Below are 22638 nucleotides of genomic sequence, written 5' to 3'. Positions count from 1 at the left end.
CCTCACTCCTCCTCTTCGGCCCCGGGATCGCCGATGCCGTATCGGCGCAGCTTCACGTAGAGCGACTGCCGCGAAAGCCCGAGCATCTCGGCGGCATTGGCGCGGTTGTTGTTGGTGAGTTCGAGCGCCGCCTCGATCGCCAGCTTCTCGATCACGTCGGTCGCTTCGCGCACCAGCTCCTTCAGCGGCACGCGGCCGACGAGTTCGGTGAGCTGCCCCGCCGCCTGCGGCAGGGCGGGCGCGCCGGGCTCGATGGGCTGCGGGCGGGGGCCGATGTCGCGGATGGTGAAGCCGAAGCAATGCTGCCCGGCGTCGAGCACGGAGGCGGCGGAGACCTCCACCTCCGCCTCGGCGCCCTGGTCGCCGCGCAGCACGGTGCGGAACAGCCGGACCGGACCCCGCCCGCGCACCTGGGCGAGCAGCACGTCCAGCTCCACCGGCTGGCGGCCGAGGAAGCGCGAGAGCTCCTCGCCGCGCGCGGTGGCCTCGCTCGGGAGCTGCGCGAGCTCGAGGAAGGCCGGGTTGGCGGCGATGATGCGCCCGTCGGCGGAGGTGAGCACGAAGGCGTCGGGCGTGCTTTCCACGAAATCGGCGATGCGCGCGCGGCTGCCGGGCAGGGCGGGCTCGGGGGCCTCGTTGCCCAGGAAGGCGAGGCGCACGAGGAAGAGCGAGCTGCGCTCGTGCCGCAGCAGCGAGGCGGAGAGCAGCGCCTCGCGCCCCGTGCCGAGAAGGGAGACGCGCCGCTCCTCCGCCGTGCCGGCGGCGCGCACGGTGGCGAGCAGCGCCTCGACGCGCGGCCTGTCCTCGGGGGCGAAGGCGTCGAGGAAGCCGGGCTGGGCGCCGAAGATGCGGTCGGCGGCGAGGTTCGCCTCCAGCACGCGCAGCGAGGCGGCGTCCAGCACCAGCACCGGCTCGCCCGACATCTGGAAGAGCAGGCGGTAGCGCGTCTCGGCCTGGCGCAGCCGGGCGTATTCGCGCTCCATCGCCTGCTGCGCCTCGACGAGGCGCTGCTGCAGCGAGGCGAGCAGCCGCAGGTCGCGCGCGAAGACCACGGTGCGCTCGGAGCCGCGCAGGCGGGTGGCGGCGCACATGAGGGGAATGTTGCCGCCATCGGCGCTGCGCAGATTGATGTGGCGCCAGCGCGGCGCCTCCTGCGCCGCGGCCTCGGCCAGCATCTCCGCGACCTTCTGGCGGCTGTCCTCGCCCACCGCCTCGGCCAGCGCGCGCCCGATCCAGGCGCGGCGTGGGCCGAGCGCGGCCGCCAGCTCGGCATTGCCGAAGGCCATGTCGCGGACGATGCCGGCCTGGTCCATCACGAGCGTGGCGTCAGCCGCCGCCGCGATGAGGCGCGAGGCCGCCTCCGCGTCCATGTCCCCCAGCGACTGGCTCGGGGTTCCGAAACCCAACACCTGATGCTCGTTCCTTCGGAAAACTGCATGGAGAACATGGCGCGTAACTCACGGCAGCAGCGCCATCAAGCCGACGAGGCGCTCGGCGCGGTGCAGCGCCTCGGCCGCGTCCGCGGCGGTGGCGTCCGCGCCGCAGGAGGCGGCGAGGGCGGGATCGCCGGCCAGCGCGGCGCCGCCGACCATGATGGCGACATTGGGGTTGAGGGAATGCGCGCGGACGGTCGCGACGGCGGCGGGCAGCGCCGCCAGCCTCTCGCGCACGCCGCAGGAAAGGGCGACGACGCCGAACCACTCCTCGCCCACCCGCCGCGCGAGGCCGCGCAGGCCGCGCCCGCCATCCTCGCTCACGTGCCAGCCGGCGGCGCGGAAGAACTCCGCCACCATGGCGATGCCGAAGCCGTGCTGCTCGCCGGGCAGGGGCAGCATCAGCGCCGTGCGGGCGGGGTGGTCCAGGCGGCCGCGACGCAGCCCTGGGCCGAGGTCGCGCAGCATCTGGTGCAGCAGCAGCATCCCCAGCGTGACCTCGACGAAGCCGCAGCGGTCCTCCTCCCACCACTCGCCGAGGCGGCGGGCCACGGCTGTCAGGACTGTGAGACAAATCTGCTGATTCGACCGCCCCAGGCGACGCATTTGGTTGACAGCGGCAGTCAGGGATTCCGCGTCGCCCTCCGCGGCGAAGCCGGTGAGACGCTCGAGCTCCGCCCGTTCCGGAGCGAGGCGCGAGCCGGTCGGAGGGAAAGGGAGAGGCTGGTCGAAGGCGGTGGCGAGATGGTGGTGGAACTGGCCAATGCGGCGCTGCACAAGGGCCGAAACGGGCTGGGCGCGCCGCAGGGGCGGGCGGCTCGCGGCGGCGGGGCTCGTCTGGCTGCGCAGCGTCATGGGCGGTCCGCCACTCCCTGTTGGCGGCAAGTGTCGGACGTTCCGTCGCGGGTTGTCAATCAATCTTTACGTCAAGAATGATTGACATGCCGACTGGGCTTCTCCTAGCCTGACCCTGCTCGAAACGGACAAGGCCGGCCGGGATCGTGGCGCGCGGAACAGCTCCCGCCTGCCATCGCCCGCCGCCCCGTCCGCAGCGGAAGGGATCGTCAAGACATGCTCTCAGGCCCCGTCCTCGACCGTCTCATCGCCGCCGTGGACTCCTGCCCCTACGGCACCCATGCGGGGCGCACGCACCGCAAACCCGCCGCCCGCCCCCTCTACACCCCGGAGGAGCGCGCCCGGCGCGACGCCACGCCCTGGACGCTGGTGCAGGGCGTCCTCGCGCCTGTGCAGTTCCTGGTCTTCCTCGTCTCGCTCGGCCTCGTGCTCCACTACCTCGCCACCGGCCAGGGCCTCTTCGCCGCCGAGGCCTCCGTCGTGATCAAGACGCTGGTGCTCTACGCGATCATGATCACCGGCTGCGTCTGGGAGCACGAGGTGTTCGGCAAATACCTCTTCGCGCCCTCCTTCTTCTGGGAGGACGTGTTCTCCATGCTCGTGCTGGCGCTGCACACGGCCTATCTCGCGGCGCTCGGCTTCGGCTGGGGCGACACGCATTTCCAGATGTGGCTCGCCCTCGCCGCCTATGCCGCCTACGTCATCAACGCCGCGCAGTTCGTCATGAAGCTGCGCGCCGCGCGGCTGGAGGCGGCGCGCGCATGAGCCTCGCGCTCGAAGCCGGCTGCGAGGCGCGCCCCGTCCTGCGCGAGCGCGGCCAGCGCGAGGTGTTCTGCGGGCTGACCGGCATCGTCTGGATGCACCGCAAGATCCGCGACGCCTTCTTCCTCGTCGTCGGCAGCCGCACCTGCGCGCATCTTCTGCAGTCGGCCGCCGGGGTGATGATCTTCGCCGAGCCGCGCTTCGCCACCGCCATCCTGGAGGAGCGCGACCTCGCGGGCCTCGCCGACGCGCAGGAGGAGCTGGACCGCACCGTGGCGCGGCTGCTCGAGCGGCGGCCGGACATCCGCCTGCTCTTCCTCGTCGGCTCCTGCCCCTCGGAGGTGATCAAGCTCGATCTCGCCAAGGCGGCGCAGCGCCTGAATGCGCGCTTCGCCGGCGTGCGCGTGCTGAACTATTCGGGCTCGGGAATCGAGACCACCTTCACCCAGGGCGAGGACGCCTGCCTCGCCGCGCTGGCGCCCGAACTGCCGGGCAGCGACGCGCCGCAGCTTCTGATCGTCGGCGCGCTGGCCGAGGTGGTGGAGGACCAGTGGCGCCGCCTCTTCGCCGCCATGGGCGTGCACCGCCTGGCCTTCCTGCCCGCCCGGCGGGCGGGGGAGATGCCCGCCATCGGCGCGGGCACGCGCTTCCTGCTGGCGCAGCCCTTCCTCGCCGAGACGGCGCGGCTGCTGGAGTCGCGCGGGGCGCGGCACATCCCCGCGCTCTTCCCGCTGGGCGCCGAGGGCAGCACCGAGTTCCTGCGCGCGGGCGCGCAGGCGATGGGCGTGGGCGAGGCGCGCTTCCGCGAGGCGACGGCGCTGGCCGAGGCGCGCGCGAAGGCGGCGCTGGCCGGCCCGCGCGCGCGACTCGAGGGGCGGCGCGTCTTCTTCTTCCCCGACAGCCAGCTCGAGGTGCCGATGGCGCGCTTCCTCGCGCGCGAATGCGGGATGGAGCCGGTGGAGATCGGCACGCCCTATCTGCACCGCGCGCATCTGGCGCGCGAGCTGCCGCTGCTGCCCGCCTCGGCGCTGCTCTCCGAGGGGCAGGACGTGGAGCGTCAGCTCGACCGCTGCCTCGCCGCGCGCCCCGATCTCGTGGTCTGCGGCCTTGGCCTCGCCAATCCGCTGGAGCGGCAGGGGATCACCACGAAATGGTCCATCGAGCTGGTCTTCACGCCGGTGCAGGGACATGACCAGGCCGCCGACCTCGCCGGCCTCTACGCGCGCCCCTTCGCCCGGCGCGAGATGCTGAGGGTCTGAGGCCATGCAGCTCACCCTCTGGACCTACGAGGGGCCGCCGCATGTGGGGGCGATGCGCGTCGCCACCGGCATGGAGGGGCTGCATTACGTGCTGCACGCGCCGCAGGGCGACACCTACGCCGACCTGCTCTTCACCATGATCGAGCGGCGCGACCGTCGCCCGCCCGTCACCTACACGACCTTCCAGGCGCGCGATCTGGGCGGCGACACGGCGGCGCTGTTCACGCGCGCGCTGCGCGACGCGGCCGAGCGCTTCAGGCCCGAGGCGGTGATCGTCGGCGCCTCCTGCACGGCGGAGCTGATCCAGGACGATCCGGGCGGGCTGGCGGAGAGCGCGGGCCTCGACATCCCGGTGGTGCCGCTCGATCTGCCCTCCTACTCCAAGAAGGAGAACTGGGGCGCGGCCGAGACCTTCTACCAGCTTCTGCGCCGCTTCGCCGCGAAGGGTGCGGCGCGCCCCGCCACCTGCAACATCCTGGGCCCCACCGCGCTCGGCTTCCGCCACCGCGACGACGTGACGGAGATCGCCGGGCTGCTCTCCCGGCTCGGCGTGACGGTGAACCTGGTGGCGCCGATGGGCGCGCGCCCGGCCGATCTCGCCCGGATCGGGGACGCCGCCTTCAACGTGGTGCTGTATCCCGAGATCGCGGGCCAGGCGGCCGCCTTCCTGCAGCGCCGTCTGGGCCAGCCCTTCACGCGCAGCATCCCCATCGGGGTGGGCGGCACGCGCGACTTCATCGCCGAGGTCGCGGCGCTCGCCGGCGTGGACGCGACGCCGCTGCTCGCCGAGGAGGCCTCGCGCCTGCCCTGGTATTCGCGCAGCGTGGACAGCACCTACCTGACGGGCAAGCGCGTCTTCGTCTTCGGCGATGCGACCCATGCGGTGGCCGCGGCGCGAGTGGCGCGCGATGAGATGGGCTTCGAGGTGGTGGGCCTCGGCAGCTATTCGCGCGAGCAGGCGCGCGAGGTGCGCGAGGCGGCCAGGGCGCTCGGGCTCGAGGCGCTCATCACCGACGACTACCTCGCGGTGGAGCAGGCCATCGCCGAGGCGCAGCCCGAACTCGTGCTCGGCACGCAGATGGAGCGCCACACCGCCAAGCGTCTCGGCATCCCCTGCGCGGTGATCTCCGCCCCCGTGCATGTGCAGGATTTCCCGGCGCGCTATTCGCCCCAGATGGGCTTCGAGGGCGCGAACGTCCTGTTCGACGCCTGGGTGCACCCGCTGATGATGGGCCTCGAGGAGCATCTGATCGGGATGTTCCGCGAGGATGGCGAGTTCACCGACACCGCGCCCTCGCATCTGGGGCACGCCGCCGCGCCCGCGCCCGTCTCCGCACCGGCACCCGCGCCCGCGCCCGCGCACGCGCCGCTCGCCCTCGCCTGGGCGGCCGAGGCGGAGGCGGAGCTGAGGAAGATCCCCTTCTTCGTGCGCGGCAAGGCGCGGCGCAACACCGAAAGCTTCGCCCGCGCGCGCGGCCTGTCCACCATCACGGTCGAGACCCTGTATGACGCCAAAGCCCATTTCTCGCGCTGAGGCCCTGCGCCTCGTCGTCGTGACGATGGACAGCCATCTCGGCCGGGCGGTGGACCGTGCGCGCGAGATGCTGCGGCAGGACTGCCCGGAGGTGGAGCTCATCGTCCACGCCGCCGACGAATGGGGCAGCGACCCGGCGGCGCTGGCCGCCTGCCGGGCGGACATCGCGCGGGCCGACATACTGGTGGCGGGCATGCTCTTCCTCGACGAGCATGTGCGCGCCGTGCAGGCCGACATCGCCGCCCGGCGCGAGGCGGCGCTGGCCACGGTCTGCCTGCTCTCGGCGGGCGAGATCGTGAAGCTCACCAGGCTCGGCCGCTTCGACATGTCGGCCGAGGCGACGGGCGCGCTGGCGCTGCTGCGGAAGCTGCGCGGCTCGCGCGGGCATGGCGCATCGGGGCGCGGGCAGATGAAGACGCTCGCGATGCTGCCGCGGCTGCTGAAGTGGATTCCCGGCACGGCGCAGGACGTGCGGATCTACATGCTCGCCCTGCAATACTGGCTGGCGGGCTCGGCCGAGAACATCGCCAACATGGCGCGCATGCTGGTGCAGCGCTATGGCGGGCGGAAGGCGCTGAAGGTCGCCGCACCGGTCGAGTATCCCGAGATCGGCCTCTACCACCCGCGCCTGCCCGGCGCGATCGCGGGCGATCCGGGCGCGCTTCCGGCCGAGGGGAGGCAGGGGCGCGTCGGCGTGCTGGTGCTGCGCTCCTATGTGCTGGCGGACAACGCGGGGCACTACCAGGGCGTGATCGAGGCGCTGGAGGCGCGCGGGCTGTCGGTGGTCCCGGCCTTCGCCTCCGGCCTCGACCAGCGGCCCGCCATCGAGCGCTTCTTCATGCGCGACGGGCGGCCGGTGGTGGATGCGGTGGTCTCGCTCACCGGATTCTCGCTGGTCGGCGGCCCGGCCTACAACGACGCGCGCGCGGCGGAGGAGATGCTGGCGCGGCTCGATGTGCCCTACATCGCCGCGCATCCGCTCGAGTTCCAGACCATCGCCGACTGGAGCGCCGACCAGCGCGGGCTCACCCCCGTCGAGGCGACCATGATGGTCGCCATACCCGAGCTCGACGGCGCCATCATGCCCGCCACCTTCGGCGGCCGCTGCGGTGCGGAGGTTCCGCTGCGCCGCTGCCCCGGCTGCGACGGGCTGCGCTGCAAGGGGCAGATGGTGGCGCATCGCGAGCGCGCGGCGATGCTGGCGCAGCGCGTGGCGCGGCTGATCGCGCTGCGGCGCAAGGCGCGCTCCGACCGGCGCATCGGCATCGTGCTGTTCAACTTTCCGCCCAATGCCGGCAACACCGGCACGGCCGCCTATCTCGCCGTCTTCGAGAGCCTGCACGCCACGCTGCGCGCGCTGCGCGAGGCGGGCTACGACGCGGAGCTTCCCGAGAGCGTGGAGGCGCTGCGCGCGCGCATCCTGGAGGGCAACCGCGAGCGTTTCGGCGCGCTCGCGAACGTCCATGCGCGGATGCCGGTGGACGAGCACGTGAAGCGCCAGCCCTGGCTCGCGGAGATCGAGCGCGCCTGGGGCCCCGCGCCCGGGCGGCAGCAGACGGACGGCGCCTCGCTGCACATCCTGGGCGAGCGCTTCGGCAAGGTCTTCGTCGGCATCCAGCCCGGCTTCGGCTACGAGGGCGACCCGATGCGCCTGCTCTTCGAGCACGGTTTCGCCCCCACCCACGCCTTCGCCGCCTTCTACCGCTGGCTGCGCGAGGAGTTCGCGGCCGATGCCGTGCTGCATTTCGGCACCCATGGCGCGCTGGAGTTCATGCCGGGCAAGCAGGCGGGCCTGTCGGCGGAATGCTGGCCGGACCGGCTGATCGGCGATCTGCCGAACTTCTACCTCTACGCCTCCAACAACCCCTCCGAAGGGATGCTGGCCAAGCGGCGCGCCAACGCCACGCTGATCAGCTACCTCACGCCGCCGGTCGCGCATGCGGGGCTGTATCGCGGGCTGCTCGACCTCAAGGCGAGCCTCGACCGCTGGCGCGGGCTGGAGCCCGAGAGCGGAGAGGCGCTGGCCATGCTGCCCATGCTGCAGGCCCAGGCCGCGGCGGTGGAGCTCGCCGAGGCGGAGCCGCCCTGGCCGCTCGAAGGCGTGGTCGAGCGGCTGCACCGCCTCGCCACTGAGCTGCTGGAGCTGGAATACACCCTCATCCCGCACGGGTTGCACGCGCTGGGGCGCACGCCGGGCCCGGAGCAGCGCGCCGAGCTGCTCGACGCGGCGGGCGTGACCGATGCGGCCGAGCGCGCGCGGCTCGACGCGCTGCTGGCGCGGGACCATGAAATCCCAGCGCTGCTGCACGCGCTCGACGGCGGCTATGTGCGCCCCGCGCCGGGCGGCGATCTGCTGCGCAGCACCGAGGTGCTGCCCACGGGGCGCAACCTGCACGGCTTCGACCCCTTCCGCATCCCCTCCGCCTTCGCCGTGGAGGACGGCGCCCGCCAGGCCGAACGGCTGCTCGCGAAACACCGCGAGGCGGCCGGCGGGCTGCCCGAGACCATCGCCATGGTGCTCTGGGGCACCGACAACCTGAAGACGGAGGGCGGCCCGCTCGCCCAGGCCCTGTGGCTGATGGGCGCCGAGCCGCGGCTCGACGGCTATGGCCGCGTCTGCGGGGCGCAGCTCGTGCCGCTCGAGCGGCTCGGCCGGCCGCGCATCGACGTGATGATCAGCCTCTCGGGCATCTTCCGCGACCTCTTGCCCATGCAGACGAAGCTGCTGGCGGAGGCCGCCTTCCTCGCCGCCTCCGCGGAGGAGCCGGAGGAGATGAACTTCATCCGCAAGCACGCGCTGGCCTTCCTCGCCGCGCATGGCGGCAGCATGGAGGACGCGGCGCTGCGCGTCTTCGGCAACGCCGAGGGCAGCTACGGCGCCAACGTGAACCTGACGGTGGACAACGGCGCCTGGGCCGACGAGGACGAGCTTGCCGAGACCTATCTGAAGCGCAAGGGCTTCGCCTATGGCGCGGACGGCCGCCCGCGGCGGCAGGAGGCGGCGATGCACCACCTGCTCGCCACCGTCGAGTGCGCCTACCAGAACCTCGACTCCATCGATAGCGGCGTGACCACCATCAGCCACTATTTCGACAGCCTGGGCGGCATCAGCCGGGCGGCGCGGCGCGCGCGCGGCGGGCGCGAGACGGCTGTCTACATCGGCGACCAGACGCGCGGGGCGGGGAAGGTGCGCACGCTGGCCGAGCAGGTGAGCCTCGAGGCGCGCACCCGCGCCCTCAATCCGAAATGGTTCGAGGCGATGCTCGCGCACGGCTACGAAGGCGTGCGCCAGATCGAGGAGCACGTCACCAACACGATGGGCTGGTCCGCCACCACCGGCCAGGTGCAGCCCTGGGTGTATCAGCACCTCGCGCAGACCTACATGCTCGACCCCGAGATGCGCGCGCGGCTGGCCGCGCTCAACCCCACCGCCTCCGTCAAGATCGCGAACCGCCTGATCGAGGCGACGGAGCGCAGCTACTGGGCCCCCGACGCCGCCACGCTGGAGGCGCTGCGCCGCGCCGGCGAGGAGCTGGAGGACAGGCTCGAGGGCATCACGCCGGAGATGGCCGCATGAACCACGTCGTCCGCACCGAACTCATCCGCGGGGCCAACCGCGCCAGGATCGGCGACGGGGAGGGCAGCGTGCAGGTCCATATGGACCAGCTCGCGAAGATCGAGACGGCCAAGGTCTTCGCCGTCTACGGCAAGGGCGGCATCGGCAAGAGCACCACCAGCTCCAACCTCTCCGTCGCCTTCGCCAAGCTCGGCAAGCGGGTGCTGCAGATCGGCTGCGATCCCAAGCACGACAGCACCTTCACGCTGACGAAGCGGATGATCCCGACCGTGATCGACGTGCTGGAGAGCGTGGAGTTCCACGCCGAGGAGCTGCGCCCCGAGGATTTCGTGGTGGAGGGCTATGCCGGCGTGCAGTGCGTCGAGGCGGGCGGCCCGCCCGCGGGCACGGGCTGCGGCGGCTATGTGGTCGGCCAGACGGTGAAGCTGCTGAAGGAGCATCACCTGCTCGAGGACACCGACGTGGTGGTGTTCGACGTGCTGGGCGATGTGGTCTGCGGCGGCTTCGCCGCGCCGCTGCTGCACGCCGACCGCGGGCTGATCGTCGCCGCCAACGACTTCGACAGCATCTTCGCGATGAACCGCATCGTGGCCGCAATCACGGCCAAGGCGAAGAGCTACGGCGTGCGGCTCGGCGGCGTCATCGCCAACCGCAGCGCCGCGACGGACCAGATCGCGCGCTACAACGCCCGCACGGGCATGCGGCTGCTCGGGCATTTCCCGGACCTCGACGCCATCCGCCGGTCGCGCCTCAAGAAGGCGACGCTCTTCGAGATGGAGGAGACGCCGGAGGTTCTGGCGGTGCGCGAGGAGTATCTGCGCATCGCCGAGGCGCTCTGGGCCGGCGTCGAGCCCTGCGGCGCCGAGGCGCTGAAGGACCGCGAGATCTTCGACCTGCTGGGGTATGACTGATGGAGGGTGCGACCTACAGCGCCCGTCGGGGCGAGCTCGAGACCTATTTCGACCGCACCGCCTCCGAGGCCTGGGCGCGGCTCACCTCGGATGCGCCGGTCTCCGGCATCCGCGCCACGGTGCGCGCGGGGCGGGCGGAGATGCGCGCGACGCTGCTCTCCTGGCTGCCGCGGGAGATGGCGGGGCTGCGCCTGCTCGATGCGGGCTGCGGCACGGGGGCGCTGGCCAACGAGGCGGCGGCGCGCGGGGCCGCGGTGGTGGCGGTGGATCTCGCCGGAAGCCTCATCGCCCATGCGCGCGCGCGCGCGGCGGCGCTGCCCGGCAACCAGCCCGATTTCCGCGTGGGCGACATGCTGGACGAGTCGCTCGGCGCCTTCGACCACATCGTGGCGATGGACAGCCTGATCCATTACCGCGCCGAGGACATCGTGGAGGCCTTGGCGCGCGTCGCGCCGCGCTGCCGGGCCTCGCTGCTCTTCACGGTGGCGCCGCGCACGCCGCTGCTCGCGGCCTTCCACGCCCTGGGCCGGCTCTTTCCGCGCGGCGACCGCGCGCCCGCGATCGAACCCCTGGCCGAGGCGCGGCTGCGCCGCCTGATCGCCGCCGAGCCGCGCCTCGCCGGTTTCGCGCCGGGCCGGCACCGGCGCGTGGCGCGGGGCTTCTACACCTCCCACGCCTATGAATGGGTGCGGCGATGAGCCGGCCCGGCTTCAGCCTGGCGCGGCAATGGATGCGGCTCGGGCCCGAGTGGCTGCCCTTCGCCGATGCGGGCTCGGCGAATCTTCCGATGTCGCGGCTGCTGCGGCTGTCGCTGTTCCAGATCTCGGTGGGCATGGCGGCGGCGCTGCTCATCGGCACGCTGAACCGCGTGATGATCGTGGAGCTGCAGGTGCCCGCGGGGCTGGTGGCGGCGATGGTCGCGCTGCCGCTGGTCTTCGCGCCGCTGCGCGCGCTGATCGGCTTCCGGTCGGACCATCACCGCTCCGTCCTCGGCTGGCGGCGCGTGCCCTACATGTGGTTCGGCACCATCTTCCAGTTCAGCGGCTTCGCGATGATGCCCTTCGCGCTGCTGATCCTCTCCGGCGACACCTGGGCGCCGGCCTGGACGGGGCAGCTCTCGGCCGCGATCTCCTTCCTGCTGGTGGGCGCGGGCATGCACATGGTGCAGACGGTCGGCCTCGCGCTCGCCACCGATCTCTCGCCGCGGGAGAAGCAGCCGCAGGTGGTGGCGCTGCTCTCGGCCATGCTGCTCGTGGGGCTGCTGATCAGCGCCGTGGTCTTCGGCGCGCTGCTGATGCCCTTCAGCCAGATCAAGCTGATCCAGGTGATCCAGGGCGCGGCGGGGCTGACCCTGGTGCTCAACCTCGTCGCGCTGTGGAAGCAGGAGGCGCGCGATCCGAACCGCTTCGCCGCGCAGGCGGCCGAGCCGAGCTTTTCCGCGGCCTGGCGCGAACTCAGCCGCACGGGGCCCTGGACGCGCCGCCTGGTCGCGGTCGGGCTCGGCGCCTTCGGCTTCGCCGCACAGGACGTGCTGCTCGAGCCCTATGGCGGGCAGATCCTGGGCCTCGCGGTGGGCGTGACGACGCTGCTCACCGCCGTCTTCGCCACCGGGGGCATCATCGGCTTCTGCTTCGCGGCCTACGCCATCGGCAGGGGGTTCTGCGCCAACCGCATCGCGGGCTACGGCCTCGGCTGGGGCACCATGGGCTTCGCCGGCGTGATGCTGGCCGCGCCGCTGGACAGCCCGGTGGTCTTCGCGCTCTCGGTGCTCGTCATCGGCTATGGCGGGGGGCTGTTCGCGCACGGCACGCTCACCGGCTGCATGCAGGCCGCGCCGGCCGACAAGGTGGGGCTGACCCTCGGCGTCTGGGGCGCGGTGCAGGCGACCGCGGCGGGGGTGGCGATGGCGCTGGGCGGCCTCGCGCGCGACGTCGTGGGCGCGCTGGCGGAGGCGGGGGCGCTGGGCCCCGCGCTGTCCGGCGCGGTGGTGGGCTACCTCGCCGTCTATCTCATCGAGATCGTCGTGCTCTTCGCGGCCATCGCGGCGATCGGCCCGCTGGTGCGGGGCATGGCCGCCCCGGATGCGACTGCTGCAACGCTCGGCCGTTCCGAGCCCAGGACCGCCCATTAGGGCGAAAGGAGAGACACCATGGACGGCTCATACTTCGCGGGCTTCGATCTGGTCACCGCGGCGCTGTACGCCTTCTGGATCTTCTTCCTCTCGCTGGTGCTCTACCTGAACCGCGAGAGCAAGCGCGAGGGCTATCCGCTGGTCACGCCGGGCAAGCACCATGACCGGCCCGAGGGCTTCCCGCCCACGCCCGCCCCGAAATTCTGGAAGCTGCCGCATGGCGGCACCGCGCAGTCCCCGCCGGCCTCGGACCCGCAGATTCCCATCCATGCGGTCTGGGCCGACCCCACGCCCGGCGCGCCGCTCATTCCCACCGGCAACCCCATGGTGGACGGCGTGGGCCCCGCCGCCTACGCGCTGCGCCGCGACGAGCCGGACCTTACCTTCGACGACAGCACGCCCAAGATCGTGCCGCTGCGCGTTGCCCCCGAATGGAGCGTGGACCCCAAGGATCCCGACCCGCGCGGCATGACGGTGGTGGACGCCGACTGGCAACCGGCGGGCGTCTGCGTGGATGTCTGGATCGACAAGTCTGAGGTCATCTTCCGCTACCTCGAGGTGGAGGTGGAGACGGAGAACGGCCCGAAGCGCGTCATGGTGCCCGTGCCGCTCATGGTCATCCATTCCGACAAGAACGTGATCCGCGTGCGCACGCTGACGGCCGAGCAGTTCAAGCTCGCGCCCACGCTGAAGAACCCGGACACGATCACGCTGCGCGAGGAGGACCGCGTCTCGGCCTATGTCGCGAGCGGGCAGCTCTTCGGCAAGCCGGAGCGCAGCCAGCCCTGGATTTGAACCGCCTGCCCCGCGCGGGTTGCGCCCGATCAAGGCGCCGCCCGCCGCCCGGGGCGCAGGCTGCCCATTGACGGAATGTCGGGAGGTCACGGGCCATGAGTCACCAGCACATTCCGGGCGTGCCCGAGCACGAGGCAGAGCCCGTTCCCGGCCTGCCCGCGCGGCTGCCGCAGGGGGAGGGCATCCTCTGGCAGGGCGGCCCCTGCTGGTGGCCCTTCGCGCGGCGTGCGCTGCACCTCAAGGGGCTCGGCTTCTACTTCGCGCTGATCATGGCCTGGCATGTCGCGGACGTGACGGCGGGCGGCGGCGGCTGGGGCGAGGGGCTGCGCGCGCTGGCCATGTCGCTCGCGCTCGGGCTGCTCTGCCTCGGGGTGCTCGCGCTCATCGGCCGGGCCATGGCGCGCGCCACCATCTACACCATCACCAACCGCCGCGTGGTGATGCGCGTGGGCGTGGCGCTGCCCATGACGATCAACCTGCCCTTCGCCGCCATCCAGTCGGCCGCGGTGAAGCGCCACGCCGACGGCACGGAGGACATCGTGCTGGAGCTGATGCCGCAGCACCGCGTCTCCTTCATCGCGGCCTGGCCGCATCTGCGCCCCTGGCGGCTCGGGCGCACCGCACCCATGCTGCGCGCCCTGCCCGTGACGGCGGGCGCGGCGCAGGTGCTGGCCCGGGCGCTCGCCGCCAGCGCGGCGCAGCCGGCGCCGGCGCTCGAGGCGCCGCGCGCGCCCGTGCCGGTGCCGCTGCCCGGCACGGCGGTGGCCTGAGCCATGGCCGCGCCGCTCGACCGCCGGCAGCTCCTGCCGCTTCTCGCCGGCAGCGCGGCCATCGCGGGCACGCTGCTGCTGGTCGGGCCCGGGCAGAACCGCGCCGTGATCGCCCGCCGCGACGAGGCGCCTCTGGCCCAGCGCCTGCTCCGCTTCGAGGACGGGCCCGAGGGTTCGGTGCTCATCCTCGACGCCGCTTCGCGCGAGGTGCTGGCGCGCTTCCCCATCGCCGAGGGCGGCTTCGTGCGCGGCACGCTGCGCGCGCTCGCGCGCGAGCGCCGGCAGGAGGAGCAGGGGCGCGAGGCGCCCTTCCGCCTCGCGGCCTGGCGCGACGGCCAGCTCACCCTCGACGACATGGCGACCGGACGGCGCGTGGACCTGACCGCCTTCGGCTCGACCAATGCGGGCACCTTCGCCCGGCTGCTCACCGCCCAAGGAGAAACACGATGAGGAAGGCGCTGGAGGCGTTCTGGGAGAGCCTGACCGGGCCGCGCGTCGTCACCGTGCCCTGCACCGTGGAGATCGAGCGCAGCTTCGACAGCCTGCACGCGCACGCCGTGCCGGAGGGCATCACGCTGCGCCCCGGCGACCGGGTGGTGGTGAACAACCCCCCGCCCGTGCCGGAGTTCGGCGGCGCCACGACCTACGAGACGACGGCGACGGTCTATCGCGCCGGCCCTCTCACGCAGCTCTGGACGGAGATCGCCGCCTTCGCGGAGCTGGCCGAGCTCTATCACTGCGGCTTCGAGCCCAAGGAGTATGGCGCATGAACGCCGTGACCCAGACCACGCCGCGCGCGATGAACGAGACCACGCGCATGGCGACGACCGAGACGGTGCTCTCGCCGCGCTTCTACACCACCGATTTCGCGGCCATGGACGCGCTGGACGTGAGCCCCATCCGCGCCGAGTGGGACAAGCTGATGGAGGAGTTCCGCGCCGACCCCAACAAGGGACATTTCGTGCGCGACGCGCGCTTCGACGCCTTCCGCCTCGAGGATCTCCCGCCCGCGCTGCAGAAGGAGCTGGTGGAGTTCCTGGTGAGTTCCGTCACCGCCGAGTTCTCCGGCTGCGTGCTGTATGCGGAGATCAAGAAGCGCATCAGCAACCCCGACATCAAGGAGCTCTTCGCGGTGATGAGCCGCGACGAGGCGCGCCACGCCGGCTTCATCAACGACAGCCTGAAGGACATCGGGGTGGGGGTAGACCTCGGCTTCCTGACCAAGGCCAAGAAGTACCACTACTTCCGGCCGAAGTTCATCTTCTACGCCACCTACCTCAGCGAGAAGATCGGCTATGCGCGCTACATCACCATCTTCCGGCAGTTCGAGAAGCACCCGGAGCGCCGCTTCCACCCGATCTTCAACTGGTTCGAGAAGTGGTGCAACGACGAGTTCCGGCACGGCGAGGCCTTCGCGCTGCTGATGCGCGCGAACCCGAAGCTGCTCGAGGGGATCAACGCCTACTGGGCGAAGTTCTTCCAGCTCGCCGTCTTCGCCACCATGTACGTGCGCGACCACGCCCGCCCCGCCTTCCACGAGGCGCTCGGCATGACGCCCACCGAATACGACATGGCCGTGTTCGAGAAGACGACCGAGATCTGCAAGCAGGTCTTCCCCATCACCCTCGCCTGGGACCACCCCTCCTTCAAGAAGGGCCTGGACCGGCTGTTCCGGATTTCCGAGGAGCTCGGCCGGCTGCGGAGCGCGCCGGGGCTCGCGGCGCGGGCGCGGCGCGCATGGCTCAGCGCCCAGGCGGCGGCCAGCTTCCTGCGCCTGCTGGCCATGCCCGGGCGGCGCGCGCCGCTGCCGGCGCAGATCCGCCTCAGCCCGGCCTATTGAGGCGCGCGCGGTGGAATACGTCTGGCCCATCCTCTACGCGGTCTTCGTCTGGTGGGCCGGCACCGCGCTCGTCTTCATGCTCGATCAACTGCCCAGGCGCCATCACCTGCGCGTGATGTTCGGCGCGACCCTGGCGCTGCTCGCGGCATTGTGGTGCGTCACGCTGCTGGACGGCCGCCTCACGGCGGGCAGCGCCTATGCGGGCTTCACCTGCGGCGTGCTGGTCTGGGCCTGGCAGGAGCTCGCCTTCCTCACCGGCTACGTCACCGGCCCGAACCGCCGGGCGCTGCCCGAGGGCACGGAAGGCTTCGCCCGCTTCCGCGCGGCGCTGGGCACGGTCTGGCACCACGAGCTCGCGATGCTCGCCCTCGGCATCGCCCTGCTGCTGCTGCTGTGGGAGGCGCCGAACCAGACGGCGCTGTGGACCTATCTGCTGCTCTGGGTGATGCGGCAGAGCGCCAAGCTCAACATCTTCCTCGGCGCGCGCAACCTCGGCGAGAGCATGCTGCCCCCGCATCTGGGGCATCTGGCCAGCTACTTCCGGCGGCGGCACATGAACTTCCTCTTTCCCGTCTCGGTCACGGGCGGCACCATCGCCGCCGCCTGGCTGGGGCTGCAGGCCGCCGCCGCCGGAGATCCCTTCCAGCTCACGGCCAGCACCCTGCTTGCGGCGCTGATGGCCCTGGCCGTGATCGAGCACTGGTTCCTGATGCTGCCCCTGCCGCTCGACGGCCTCTGGACCTGGGGCCGGCCGCGCGCATCTTCCTCCTCACCGGAGGCCCGGGCCAAGCCCGGCGTCCTCCCCCTCAGTCCCTGAAGACCGGAAAGGCGACCGCGATGAACTACGAAGCCCTGTTCAGGACGCAGCTCGACGGGCTCCGCCGCGAGGGGCGCTACCGCGTCTTCGCCGACCTGGAGCGCCATGCGGGCCAGTTCCCGCGCGCCACCCACCACCACCCCGGCGGGGCGCGCGAGGTGACGGTGTGGTGCTCGAACGACTATCTCAACATGGGCCAGCACCCCAAGGTGCTCGCGGCCATGCACGCCGCGCTGGACCAGAGCGGCGCGGGGGCGGGCGGCACGCGCAACATCGGCGGCACCAACCACCAGCATGTGCTGCTCGAGCGCGAGCTCGCCGACCTGCACGGCAAGGAGGCGGCGCTGCTGTTCAACTCGGGCTACATGTCGAACTGGGCCACGCTCTCCACCCTCGCGGCCAAGGTGTCGGGCTGCGTGGTGCTCTCCGACGAGAAGAACCACGCCTCGATGATCGAGGGCATCCGCCACTCGCGCGCGCCCTGCGTGATCTGGAAGCACAACGACCTCGCGGATCTGCGCGAGAAGCTCGCGGCCATCCCGCGCGAGACGCCCAAGCTCATCGCCTTCGAGAGCGTCTATTCCATGGACGGCGACGTGGCGCCCATCGCCGCCATCTGCGACCTCGCCGACGAGTTCGGCGCGATGACCTATCTCGACGAGGTGCACGCGGTCGGCCTCTACGGCGCGCGCGGCGGCGGCATCTCGGAGCGCGACGGGGTGGCGCACCGCCTCACCGTCATCGAGGGTACGCTGGCCAAGGCCTTCGGCGTGATCGGCGGCTACATCGCGGGCTCCGCCGCGCTGGTGGATTTCGTGCGCAGCTTCGCCTCGGGATTCATCTTCTCCACCGCCCTGCCGCCGGCGGTGGCGGCCGGCGCCACGGCCAGCATCCGCCACCTCAAGGAAAGCCAGGCCGAGCGCGAGCGCATGCACGAGCGCGTGGCCACGGTGCGCCGGCGGCTCGACGCCATCCACATCCCGCACCTCGCCAACCCCTCGCACATCGTGCCGGTGATGGTGGGCAACGCCCAGCTCTGCAAGGAGATCAGCGACCTGCTGCTGGAGCGGCACCGCGTCTATGTGCAGCCCATCAACTACCCCACCGTGCCGCGCGGGACGGAGCGGCTGCGCTTCACGCCCTCGCCCGCGCACACGGATGCGGACATCGACCACCTGATGATGGCGCTGGACGACGCATGGACGGAGTTCCAGATCAAGCGGCCCGCCTGAGCATGGACGGCGCGCTGCCGCCCGCCGCGACGCCGCGCCGCGCGCGCCGCCCCCGCCCCGCCGCCCCGCCGCCGCGGCGCGTCTTCCCCTTCACCGCCATCGTGGCGCAGGAGGAGCTGAAGACCGCCCTGCTGCTCTGCGCGGTGGACCCCGCGATCGGCGGCGTGCTCGCGCTGGGGGATCGGGGCACGGGCAAATCCACCGCCATCCGCGCGCTGGCGGCCCTGCTGCCGCCCATGCAGGTTGTGGAGGGCTGCCGCTTCCACTGCGAGCCGGGCCGGCCCGCGGCGCTCTGCGAGACCTGCCGGCGCAAGGGCGCGCGCGTGGTCAGCGCCCCCGTGCCGGTGGTGGACCTGCCCCTCGGCGCCACCGAGGACCGGGTGGTGGGCGCGCTGGACATCGAGCGCGCCCTGACCCGCGGCGAGAAGGCCTTCGAGCCCGGGCTGCTCGCCCGCGCCCATCGCGGCTTCCTCTACATCGACGAGGTGAACCTGCTGGAGGACCACCTGGTGGACCTCCTGCTCGACGTCGCCGCCTCGGGCGAGAACGTGGTGGAGCGCGACGGCCTCTCCCTGCGCCACCCGGCGCGCTTCGTGCTGGTGGGCAGCGGCAACCCCGAGGAGGGGGAGCTGCGCCCGCAGCTCCTCGACCGTTTCGGCCTCTCGGTGGAGGTGAGCACGCCGGCCGACCTCGCGCTGCGGCTGCAGGTGATCAAGCGGCGCGACGCCTTCGAGCGCGACCCGGAAGGCTTCTGCGCCGAATGGGCGGGCGAGGAGGCGGCGCTGCGCGCGCGCATCCTCGCCGCCCGGGCGCGGCTGGCCGAGGTGCGCGCGCCGGATGCGATGCTCGAGCAGGCGGCGCGGCTGTGCATGGCGGCCGGCACGGACGGGCTGCGCGGCGAGCTCACCCTCATGCGCGTCGCGCGCGCCCTCGCCGCCTTCGAGGGGGCGCGCGAGGCGGGGCTCGCGCATCTGCGCCGCATGGCGCCGCTCGCGCTGCGCCACCGGCTGCGGCGCAACCCGCTGGACGACGCGCTGGCCTCCACCCGCGTGGCGCGCGCGGTGGAGGAGGTGTTCGGCCCGTGAGCGAGCCGCCGCCGCGCCCCGACCCCCGCGCGGAGGCGGCGCTGGCGGCCTGCCTGCTGGCGGTGGACCCCCGGGGGCTCGGCGGCGCGGTGCTGCGCGCCCGCGCGGGTGTGGAGCGGGAGCGCTGGCTCGCCCTGTTCCGCGCCCTGCTGCCCAAGGACACGCCCTGGCGCCGCCTGCCGCCCAGCATCGGCGACGAGGCGCTGCTGGGGGGGCTCGACCTCGCCGCCACCCTCGCCCTGGGGCGGCCGGTGCGGCGGCCGGGGCTGCTCGAGCAGGCGGCCGGGGGCGTGGTGCTGCTGCCCATGGCCGAACGCCTCTCCCGCGGGCTCGCGGCGCGGCTCGCGGCGGGGCAGGAGGCGCATGGGCTCGCCCTGCTCGCCCTCGACGAGGGGGTGCAGGAGGAGGAAGCCCCGCCGCCCGGGCTGCTCGACCGTCTGGCCTTCCTGCCGGAGCTCGCCGAACCGCCCGCCGCTGCGCCCTTCGACGCGGCCGCCGTGGCGGCGGCGCGGCGGCGTCTTCCGTCCGTTGCGGCCGAGGATGCGGTGATCGAGGCGATCCTCGCCACCGCCGCGGCCTGCGGCGTGGCCGCGCTGCGCGCCCCCGCCTTCGCGCTGCGGGCCGCCCGCGCCCATGCCGCCCTGCAGGGCCGCGCCGCGTTGGCGGCCGAGGACGCGGCGCTGGCCGTGCGCCTCGTGCTCGGCCCCCGCGCCACGGTGCTGCCCGCCCCGCCCGAGGAGGAGGAGGAGCCCCCGGAACCGCCCCCGCCCCCCGGCGAGGCCGAGCCGAGCCCGGAGCGCAACCCGGCCGGCCAGGGCCGCATGGAGGATGTGGTGCAGGCGGCGGCGGCGGCGAGCCTCCCCGCCCAGCTTCTGGCCAGCCTCGCCGCCGCCACGCTGCGGGCCCGCGCGCCCGCCAGCGGCCGGCAGGGGGCGGAGCGCGTCTCGCTGCGGCGCGGCCGGCCCATCGGAACCCGGGCGGGAGAGCCGCGCGACGGGGCGCGGCTCGCGCTGCTCGAGACGCTGCGCGCCGCCGTGCCCTGGCAGCGGCTGCGCCCGCCCCCGCCGCGCGGGCGCCTGGCCATCCGGCGCGAGGATCTGCGCATCCGCCGCTTCCGCGAACATGCCGAGAGCACGGCGGTGTTCGTGGTGGACGCCTCAGGCTCGGCGGCGCTGCACCGGCTGGCCGAGGCGAAGGGCGCGGTGGAGCTGCTGCTCGCCGAATGCTACGCGCGGCGCGACCGTGTGGCGGTGATCGCCTTCCGCGGCCAGGGGGCGGAGCTGCTGCTGCCGCCCACCCATGCGCTGGCCCGGGCGCGCCGCGCGCTGGCCGGGCTGCCGGGGGGAGGGGCCTCGCCGCTCGCGGCGGGGCTGGAGGCGGCGGGCGCCCTGGCGGCGCAGGAACGGCGTGCGGGGCGCAGCCCCTTCCTCGTGGTGCTCACCGACGGGCGGGCCAACCTCGCGCGCGACGGGCGCGCGGGGCGCGAGGCGGCGGAGGCCGATGCGCTGGCCGTGGCGCGGCGGCTGCGGGCCGAGGCGCATCCGGTGCTGATCGTGGACACGGCGCCGCGGCCGCAGCCCTTCGCCCGCGGCCTGGCCGCCGAGGCGGGGGGGCGCAGCCTGGTTCTGCCACAGGCCCGGGCCGAGACCCTGGCCGCCGCGGTGCGCCAGGGGATGGCGGCGCGATGAGCATGGCGCTCGTCATGGCGCAGGGGGCCATCGCCCCGCCTCCGCCTGGCTTCGCCGCCGCCGCCCCGCCCTTGGCGGAGGCGAGCCGCTTCGTCCTCGCCGCCGGGCTGCGCTGGCATGTGCAGATGCTGGGGGCGGGCCCCGCCGTGCTGCTGCTGCACGGCACCGGCGCCTCCAGCCATTCCTGGCGCGATGTGGCGCCGCTCCTCGCGGGGCGTTTCAGCGTGATCATCCCCGATCTGCCGGGCATGGGCTTTTCGGCCCGGCCGCCGCCCGGGCTTCTCACCCTGGAGGGGATGGCGCGCGGGCTGGCGGCGCTGCTGGCCGCGCTCGGCGTTTCGCCCGTGCTGGCGGCGGGGCATTCGGCCGGGGCGGCGGTGGCCATCCGCCTCGCCCTCGACGGGGCCATCGCTCCGCGCGCCATCCTCTCCTTCAACGGGGCGCTGCTGCCGCTGGGCGGGTGGGCGGGCATGGTGTTCGGCCCGCTCGGGCGCGTGATGGTGGGGCTGCCCGGCCTGCCCCGCCTCTTCGCCTGGCAGGCGCGCGACCGCGCGACGGTGGAGCGGCTGCTGCGCGACACGGGCTCCACCCTCACTCCCGAGGGGGTGGAGCATTACGCGCGTCTGTTCCGCAACCCCGAGCATGTGGCGGCCACGCTCGGGATGATGGCGGCCTGGGATCTGCCGCGCTTCGCGCGCGACCTGCCGCGGCTCGCCGCGCCGCTGCACCTCGTGGTGGGCCAGCAGGACCGCACCATCCGCCCGAGCGAGGCGCTCCGGCTGCGGCGCATCCTGCCCGCGGCGCGGATCCACGCGCTGCCCGGCCTCGGCCACCTCGCGCATGAGGAGGCGCCCGAGCGCGCCGCGCGCATCATCCTGGAGGCCGCCGATGGCTGACGCCCCGCCCCTCGACCCCGCGGACCTCGCGGCCTGCGCGGAGCTGCTGCGCGCGGGCTCCAGAAGCTTCCACGCCGCCGCGCTGCTGCTGCCGCGCCGCGTGCGCGACCCCGCCACCGCCCTCTACGCCTTCTGCCGCCTGGGCGACGACGCGGTGGACCAGGCCGCCGACCCGCGCGAGGGGTTGCGCGAGATGCGCCAGCGGCTGGACGCCGCCTATCGCGGCGCGCCCATGGACCACCCGGCCGACCGCGCCTTCGCCGCCGTGGCGGCGCGCCAGCGCATTCCGCGCACCCTGCCCGCCGCGCTGCTCGAAGGCTTCGCCTGGGACGCGGAGGGCCGGCGCTACGACAGCCTCGCGGCGCTGCACGGCTATTGCGCGCGGGTGGCCGGCACGGTGGGGGCGATGATGACGCTGCTGATGGGCGTCTCCTCTCACGCCGCGCTCGCGCGCGCCACCGACCTCGGCTGCGCCATGCAGCTCACCAACATCGCGCGCGACGTGGGCGAGGATGCGCGCAACGGGCGGCTCTACCTGCCGCTCCACTGGCTGGAGGAGGCCGGCGTCGCGCCCGACGCCTTCCTCGCCCGGCCCTGCTTCTCGCCGGCCATCGGCCTCGTCGTGGCGCGGCTGCTGGCGGAGGCGCAGCGCCTCTACGCGCGCGCGGAGGCGGGCATCGCCCTGCTGCCGCGCGACTGCCGCCCCGCCATCCGCGCCGCGCACCGCATCTACGCCGAGATCAGCGCGGAGGTGGCGCGCGCGGGCTTCGATTCCGTCTCGCGCCGGGCCGTCGTCTCCTCCGCGCGCAAGCTCGCCCTTGTCGCGCGCGCGCGGCTGCCCGCCCTCGGCGGCGCGGAAGGCGCGGCGGAGCCGCCCCTGCCCGCGAACGCCTTCCTGGTGGAGTGCGTGACGCCCGAGCCGCCGCCGCTCGCGCTGCGCAGCCTGGATGAGCGCATCGGCTGGGCCATCGAGCTCTTCGCCGATCTGCAGGAGGGCCGCAGGCTCCTACAGTAGGAGCGCGCGCGTTGCGCCACATCAAGGAGGGGCGCGCG

The 22638-nt window shown here is 73.4% G+C and carries 20 protein-coding genes; 18 read left to right on the top strand and 2 right to left on the bottom strand.

Annotated features, from left to right (window positions below):
• Positions 1 to 2: 2 nt before the first annotated feature.
• Both ppsR and H596_RS24190 read right to left on the bottom strand, forming a co-directional pair.
• A complete protein-coding gene (ppsR, locus tag H596_RS0115420; RefSeq protein WP_456307605.1) occupies positions 3 to 1406 on the bottom strand; it encodes a transcriptional regulator PpsR in 1404 nt (467 codons plus the stop codon).
• 51 nt (positions 1407 to 1457) lie between these two features.
• Positions 1458 to 1985, bottom strand: a complete 528-nt coding sequence (locus H596_RS24190; protein WP_051213201.1) for a cobalamin B12-binding domain-containing protein — start codon at positions 1983 to 1985, stop codon at positions 1458 to 1460.
• Between the two features lie 519 nt (positions 1986 to 2504).
• Between H596_RS24190 and bchF the strand changes: the two genes are divergently transcribed.
• From bchF to H596_RS0115325, 18 genes are all read left to right on the top strand, one after another.
• Positions 2505 to 3053 carry a 2-vinyl bacteriochlorophyllide hydratase gene (gene bchF, locus H596_RS0115410; RefSeq protein ID WP_027285641.1) on the top strand — a complete coding sequence of 183 codons (549 nt, stop codon included), beginning with the start codon at positions 2505 to 2507 and terminating at the stop codon, positions 3051 to 3053.
• Entirely contained in the window at positions 3050 to 4309 is a 1260-nt protein-coding gene (locus H596_RS0115405) for a ferredoxin:protochlorophyllide reductase (ATP-dependent) subunit N (protein ID WP_027285640.1), read from the top strand. The genes bchF and H596_RS0115405 overlap by 4 nt, the downstream gene beginning before the upstream one ends.
• A gap of 4 nt (positions 4310 to 4313) precedes the next feature.
• Complete coding sequence (bchB, locus tag H596_RS0115400; RefSeq protein ID WP_027285639.1) at positions 4314 to 5843, top strand: ferredoxin:protochlorophyllide reductase (ATP-dependent) subunit B; 1530 nt, start codon at positions 4314 to 4316, stop codon at positions 5841 to 5843.
• On the top strand, positions 5815 to 9420 hold the full coding sequence (locus H596_RS0115395; protein WP_037301743.1) for a magnesium chelatase subunit H: 3606 nt from the start codon (positions 5815 to 5817) through the stop codon (positions 9418 to 9420). Before bchB ends, H596_RS0115395 begins: the two co-directional genes overlap by 29 nt.
• Entirely contained in the window at positions 9417 to 10331 is a 915-nt protein-coding gene (bchL, locus tag H596_RS0115390; protein ID WP_051213198.1) for a ferredoxin:protochlorophyllide reductase (ATP-dependent) iron-sulfur ATP-binding protein, read from the top strand. The genes H596_RS0115395 and bchL overlap by 4 nt, the downstream gene beginning before the upstream one ends.
• Positions 10331 to 11029 carry a magnesium protoporphyrin IX methyltransferase gene (gene bchM / locus H596_RS0115385; protein ID WP_027285636.1) on the top strand — a complete coding sequence of 233 codons (699 nt, stop codon included), beginning with the start codon at positions 10331 to 10333 and terminating at the stop codon, positions 11027 to 11029. The genes bchL and bchM overlap by 1 nt, the downstream gene beginning before the upstream one ends.
• The gene (locus H596_RS21920) at positions 11026 to 12462 is read left to right on the top strand and encodes a BCD family MFS transporter (RefSeq protein ID WP_051213195.1); all 1437 of its coding nucleotides are present in this window, start codon (positions 11026 to 11028) and stop codon (positions 12460 to 12462) included. Before bchM ends, H596_RS21920 begins: the two co-directional genes overlap by 4 nt.
• Positions 12463 to 12480: 18 nt before the next feature.
• A complete protein-coding gene (gene puhA / locus H596_RS0115375; protein WP_051213192.1) occupies positions 12481 to 13257 on the top strand; it encodes a photosynthetic reaction center subunit H in 777 nt (258 codons plus the stop codon).
• Positions 13258 to 13352: 95 nt separating this feature from the next.
• Positions 13353 to 14027 (top strand): photosynthetic complex putative assembly protein PuhB, encoded by a 675-nt coding sequence (gene puhB / locus H596_RS0115370; RefSeq protein ID WP_051213189.1) that lies wholly within the window; start codon positions 13353 to 13355, stop codon positions 14025 to 14027.
• Positions 14028 to 14030: 3 nt separating this feature from the next.
• The gene (gene puhC / locus H596_RS21915; RefSeq protein WP_037301742.1) at positions 14031 to 14477 is read left to right on the top strand and encodes a photosynthetic complex assembly protein PuhC; all 447 of its coding nucleotides are present in this window, start codon (positions 14031 to 14033) and stop codon (positions 14475 to 14477) included.
• Positions 14474 to 14797, top strand: coding sequence for a hypothetical protein (locus tag H596_RS0115360; RefSeq protein WP_051213186.1), 324 nt, complete (start codon positions 14474 to 14476; stop codon positions 14795 to 14797). The genes puhC and H596_RS0115360 overlap by 4 nt, the downstream gene beginning before the upstream one ends.
• Positions 14794 to 15867, top strand: a complete 1074-nt coding sequence (gene acsF, locus H596_RS0115355; RefSeq protein WP_156910146.1) for a magnesium-protoporphyrin IX monomethyl ester (oxidative) cyclase — start codon at positions 14794 to 14796, stop codon at positions 15865 to 15867. The genes H596_RS0115360 and acsF overlap by 4 nt, the downstream gene beginning before the upstream one ends.
• 10 nt (positions 15868 to 15877) lie before the next feature.
• Entirely contained in the window at positions 15878 to 16684 is an 807-nt protein-coding gene (gene puhE / locus H596_RS0115350) for a putative photosynthetic complex assembly protein PuhE (RefSeq protein WP_037301741.1), read from the top strand.
• A gap of 20 nt (positions 16685 to 16704) precedes the next feature.
• Entirely contained in the window at positions 16705 to 17916 is a 1212-nt protein-coding gene (hemA, locus tag H596_RS0115345; protein WP_027285630.1) for a 5-aminolevulinate synthase, read from the top strand.
• A 2-nt stretch (positions 17917 to 17918) separates the two neighbouring features.
• Positions 17919 to 19001, top strand: coding sequence for a magnesium chelatase ATPase subunit I (bchI, locus tag H596_RS24410; RefSeq protein ID WP_211225293.1), 1083 nt, complete (start codon positions 17919 to 17921; stop codon positions 18999 to 19001).
• Positions 18998 to 20689: a magnesium chelatase subunit D gene (locus tag H596_RS0115335; RefSeq protein WP_027285628.1), complete on the top strand. Its 1692-nt coding sequence runs from the start codon at positions 18998 to 19000 to the stop codon at positions 20687 to 20689. Before bchI ends, H596_RS0115335 begins: the two co-directional genes overlap by 4 nt.
• Positions 20686 to 21585, top strand: a complete 900-nt coding sequence (gene bchO / locus H596_RS21910; RefSeq protein ID WP_245584030.1) for an alpha/beta fold hydrolase BchO — start codon at positions 20686 to 20688, stop codon at positions 21583 to 21585. Before H596_RS0115335 ends, bchO begins: the two co-directional genes overlap by 4 nt.
• Positions 21578 to 22600 carry a phytoene/squalene synthase family protein gene (locus tag H596_RS0115325; RefSeq protein ID WP_027285627.1) on the top strand — a complete coding sequence of 341 codons (1023 nt, stop codon included), beginning with the start codon at positions 21578 to 21580 and terminating at the stop codon, positions 22598 to 22600. Before bchO ends, H596_RS0115325 begins: the two co-directional genes overlap by 8 nt.
• Positions 22601 to 22638: the final 38 nt, after the last annotated feature.

Source organism: Rubritepida flocculans DSM 14296, assembly GCF_000425365.1.
GTDB classification, from domain to species: domain Bacteria; phylum Pseudomonadota; class Alphaproteobacteria; order Acetobacterales; family Acetobacteraceae; genus Roseococcus; species Roseococcus flocculans.
Note: the sequence above shows the minus strand (reverse complement) of the source record. Positions and strands in the feature narration are given on the sequence as shown.

What these genes read in the sequence shown, in the direction of transcription:
- acsF (WP_156910146.1), top strand. Translation starts at nt 14,794, where the DNA reads ATGAACGCCGTGACCCAGACCACGCCGCGCGCGATGAACGAGACCACG.
- bchO (WP_245584030.1), top strand. Translation starts at nt 20,686, where the DNA reads ATGAGCATGGCGCTCGTCATGGCGCAGGGGGCCATCGCCCCGCCTCCG.
- bchF (WP_027285641.1), top strand. Translation starts at nt 2,505, where the DNA reads ATGCTCTCAGGCCCCGTCCTCGACCGTCTCATCGCCGCCGTGGACTCC.
- hemA (WP_027285630.1), top strand. Translation starts at nt 16,705, where the DNA reads ATGAACTACGAAGCCCTGTTCAGGACGCAGCTCGACGGGCTCCGCCGC.
- puhA (WP_051213192.1), top strand. Translation starts at nt 12,481, where the DNA reads ATGGACGGCTCATACTTCGCGGGCTTCGATCTGGTCACCGCGGCGCTG.
- bchI (WP_211225293.1), top strand. Translation starts at nt 17,919, where the DNA reads ATGGACGGCGCGCTGCCGCCCGCCGCGACGCCGCGCCGCGCGCGCCGC.
- puhB (WP_051213189.1), top strand. Translation starts at nt 13,353, where the DNA reads ATGAGTCACCAGCACATTCCGGGCGTGCCCGAGCACGAGGCAGAGCCC.
- H596_RS0115395 (WP_037301743.1), top strand. Translation starts at nt 5,815, where the DNA reads ATGACGCCAAAGCCCATTTCTCGCGCTGAGGCCCTGCGCCTCGTCGTC.
- puhC (WP_037301742.1), top strand. Translation starts at nt 14,031, where the DNA reads ATGGCCGCGCCGCTCGACCGCCGGCAGCTCCTGCCGCTTCTCGCCGGC.
- H596_RS0115405 (WP_027285640.1), top strand. Translation starts at nt 3,050, where the DNA reads ATGAGCCTCGCGCTCGAAGCCGGCTGCGAGGCGCGCCCCGTCCTGCGC.
- H596_RS0115325 (WP_027285627.1), top strand. Translation starts at nt 21,578, where the DNA reads ATGGCTGACGCCCCGCCCCTCGACCCCGCGGACCTCGCGGCCTGCGCG.
- bchB (WP_027285639.1), top strand. Translation starts at nt 4,314, where the DNA reads ATGCAGCTCACCCTCTGGACCTACGAGGGGCCGCCGCATGTGGGGGCG.
- H596_RS21920 (WP_051213195.1), top strand. Translation starts at nt 11,026, where the DNA reads ATGAGCCGGCCCGGCTTCAGCCTGGCGCGGCAATGGATGCGGCTCGGG.
- bchL (WP_051213198.1), top strand. Translation starts at nt 9,417, where the DNA reads ATGAACCACGTCGTCCGCACCGAACTCATCCGCGGGGCCAACCGCGCC.
- H596_RS0115360 (WP_051213186.1), top strand. Translation starts at nt 14,474, where the DNA reads ATGAGGAAGGCGCTGGAGGCGTTCTGGGAGAGCCTGACCGGGCCGCGC.
- bchM (WP_027285636.1), top strand. Translation starts at nt 10,331, where the DNA reads ATGGAGGGTGCGACCTACAGCGCCCGTCGGGGCGAGCTCGAGACCTAT.